Origin of the sequence: Halalkalibacter lacteus (assembly GCF_036663595.1) — a bacterium.
Classification (GTDB): Bacteria; Bacillota; Bacilli; order Bacillales; family Bacillaceae_D; genus Halalkalibacter; species Halalkalibacter lacteus.
On the sequence record NZ_JAWRVL010000067.1, the window covers coordinates 1 to 2,916 of the forward strand.

Annotated in this window: 2 protein-coding genes and 1 tRNA gene; all 3 read left to right on the top strand. The window is 33.1% G+C overall.

Features of this window, described 5'->3' with window-relative positions:
- Positions 1-306 precede the first annotated feature (306 nt).
- The 3 genes from SAZ04_RS21405 to SAZ04_RS21415 all read left to right on the top strand — a co-directional run bounded on the left by SAZ04_RS21405 (position 307) and on the right by SAZ04_RS21415 (position 2,916).
- The gene (locus SAZ04_RS21405; protein ID WP_332699468.1) at positions 307-507 is read left to right on the top strand and encodes a cold-shock protein; all 201 of its coding nucleotides are present in this window, start codon (positions 307-309) and stop codon (positions 505-507) included.
- Between the two features lie 546 nt (positions 508-1,053).
- Positions 1,054-2,307: an ATP-binding protein gene (locus SAZ04_RS21410; RefSeq protein ID WP_332699471.1), complete on the top strand. Its 1,254-nt coding sequence runs from the start codon at positions 1,054-1,056 to the stop codon at positions 2,305-2,307.
- A gap of 536 nt (positions 2,308-2,843) precedes the next feature.
- Positions 2,844-2,916: transfer RNA gene (locus SAZ04_RS21415), tRNA-Pro, on the top strand.

A 2,916-nucleotide genomic window follows, 5' to 3' on the forward strand; every position in this document is an offset into this window, starting at 1 on the left:
CGTAAGGACTACGGGGATAGCCTAATCGATAACTGGTGGTTATGCTGGTGTTCTTAGGAATCCCCCACTTCAATCAGGCCGCAAGGTCGATAAGTGGCGGGTAGTTCAAGTCTTGGATATGGTAAGAATACTAAAAGTGAAGTTGTTATTTGCTTTTCTAAGATCTATCTGTTACTCTAAAGCAAAATTATTTTTGTTCGGTTTATTAAGGGGAGAATAAGTATTTAAACTATTCGACTTTGATATCAAATTGAACAATTATAGTAATAAATTTTGGATTATATATCCACACAGGAGGAAACAAATATGCAAGAAGGTACAGTAAAATGGTTTAACGCAGAAAAAGGATTCGGTTTCATCGAAATTGAAGGTGGAGAAGATGTATTCGTACATTTCTCAGCTATTCAAGGCGAAGGATTTAAATCTTTAGATGAGGGCCAAAAAGTTACGTTTGACACTGAACAAGGTCAACGTGGACTTCAAGCTATTAACGTAAACAAAGCATAATTACGAAAGGACTCTATACAGAGTCCTTTTTTGTGTGTTTTAAGTATTGATGATGTAAATGGATTGGATCAGTTTAGTTAGAACCTATATTTCAAATATGGGTTCCTTGTTATATTATCTGACCAAAACACTTACAGCTCTATTTTTACTTGCTATAATTAAGATAACAGAAAGAGTTAAACATCTCAGGAGGTACTTCACATGACAAAAGCAAAACATAAAAACCCAGGAATCCTATCATTAATGGCTCTTACATTTATAGTTCTCTTTCAATAAAGATAGTAATAATAAAAAGCTAAGTTCCTCGCTAAATAGTGATATGCAGTTTTTTCGGGTTTGCCAGTAGAACAAGAATGCAGATAGTGTTTACAAAATATCTTCGAATATGAGTTTCCTGATAGGAAAGAATTGCTCCCCTTGTAGTTTATTAAAGATTTTCTTCCTTAATTACAAAGCAAACGTAAGATGTATGTAGCAACTTTGTGGGAGTATAGAATATTGTAACGCTCCGTATGTATTTTTGTTTTTGTAGGAGGCCCTTGCTTCATGCTAATACAATTATTAGTCCAAGTTATTTACATTTTATTTCCTATACTCCTTTATTTTCCTCTGCTTAAAAATAATAGTTCCCTAAAAAAGTACAAGCCTATTATGATTGGGTTATTGTGTAGCTTTACTATATATTTATGTATGACCCACCCTATCTCTTTTGTGACTGGGGATTTATTAGACTTGAGAACGATTCCTTGGATTATTTCATTTCAGTATGGTGGCTTTCATGTTGGTATTATTGTTACTGGCTTGATGTTTATTTTTAGTGTCATTTTAGGCGGTGTAGGAATGTATGGAGTATTTATTGCTTATTCCATTTCGGCTGTTCTATTGTTCACTCATTTTAAAAACTTTAGTCAATTGCAAAATAAAAAGAGATTGATATCTACTCTTACACTGACATATGTTACTGCTTCACTAGTAGTTTTATCGACTCAACTTCTTTTTAATTTCCCTATACAAGATGTTATTTTCTTCTATTTCTTTTTTATTCTTGTGCACCTCGCTTCTATGTGGTTTACAGTTTATATTATCGAAACCTTTAATGAATATGAACGGTTGCAGTTTGAACTTAAAAGGTCTGAAAAACTTAATATTGTTGGGCAAATGGCTGCTAGTGTAGCACATGAAATTCGTAACCCAATGACGACAGTACAAGGTTTTTTACAATTATTATCACAAGACTCGTTAACACCAAATAAGCATAAAGAGCATTTTCAAATTATGAAACAAGAATTAAACAGAGCTGAAACAATTATTAGTGACTACTTAACATTGGCTAAGCCAGAAGCCGGAAAGTTAGATAAATTAGATTTAAAAAAACAAATTGAAAGTATTAACCAAAGTTTTTCATCATTTGCAATTATGAATGGAGTTAGATTGAAATTCAATATCCTAGAAGATGATCATTATTACATAAAAGCTAGTTCAGAAAAAATTCAACAAGTACTTGTTAATATTATTAAAAATGCGATAGAAGTTTCTCCTAAAGAAACAGTTGTTCAAGTTTCAATTTGTAAACGTAATGCAACTATTCAAATAACGATTACAGATACGGGATGTGGAATGTCTAAAGAAGAGATAAAAAGTCTTGGAACTCCATTTTATTCATTAAAGAAAAATGGAACAGGACTTGGGCTAACTGTTTGTTATTGTATAGTAAATTCATTGGGTGGAAGAATTGAAGTTGAAAGCGAAAAGAATCATGGCACAACTTTTATAATTTCATTACCTGAATATAGACAATGAAAGGTAAGACCTCGTTTCATAATCATTATAAGCTATTTGGGATGTCTATAGTGGTGCAGTGCGAGTAGTAGGGATCTTCTCCTAATTACTCGTATCGTATAAAAAATTTACAATTTTAAAATATTGGAATTATTTCTTTTGTTGATAGCGATTGTTTTGATGCATGTTTTGCGATCTAAATTAACAATTTTTCTGCCTTTGTATATTCACTGTTTAACGCAGCAGTCTCAGCTGAATGGTGCAAAGTAAGAACTTCTTCATTCGTAGTCTACTGTTATATTTGTTTTTTAAAATTGCTTGTTGTCATTCGATCTCTACTATGATAGAGTATTAATTCTGAGGTCGAGAAAAAAGTGTGATGATAGAAATTGTTATATTCGTTGCCGTGCTAAACATGCTGTTGGGCTTTTTGCACAATAGTAGTTAGTAGTTTTTTTCTGTGTGATTAGGAATTTGCTAGTTATATATCTATTGGGGCCTTAGCTCAGTTGGATAGAGTGTTTGATTTCGAATCTCTCAGGGTGCGTCATCTATAACGGGAAGTGGCTCAGCTTGGTAGAGCACCTGGTTTGGGACCAGGGGGTCGCAGGTTCAAATCCTGTCTTCCCG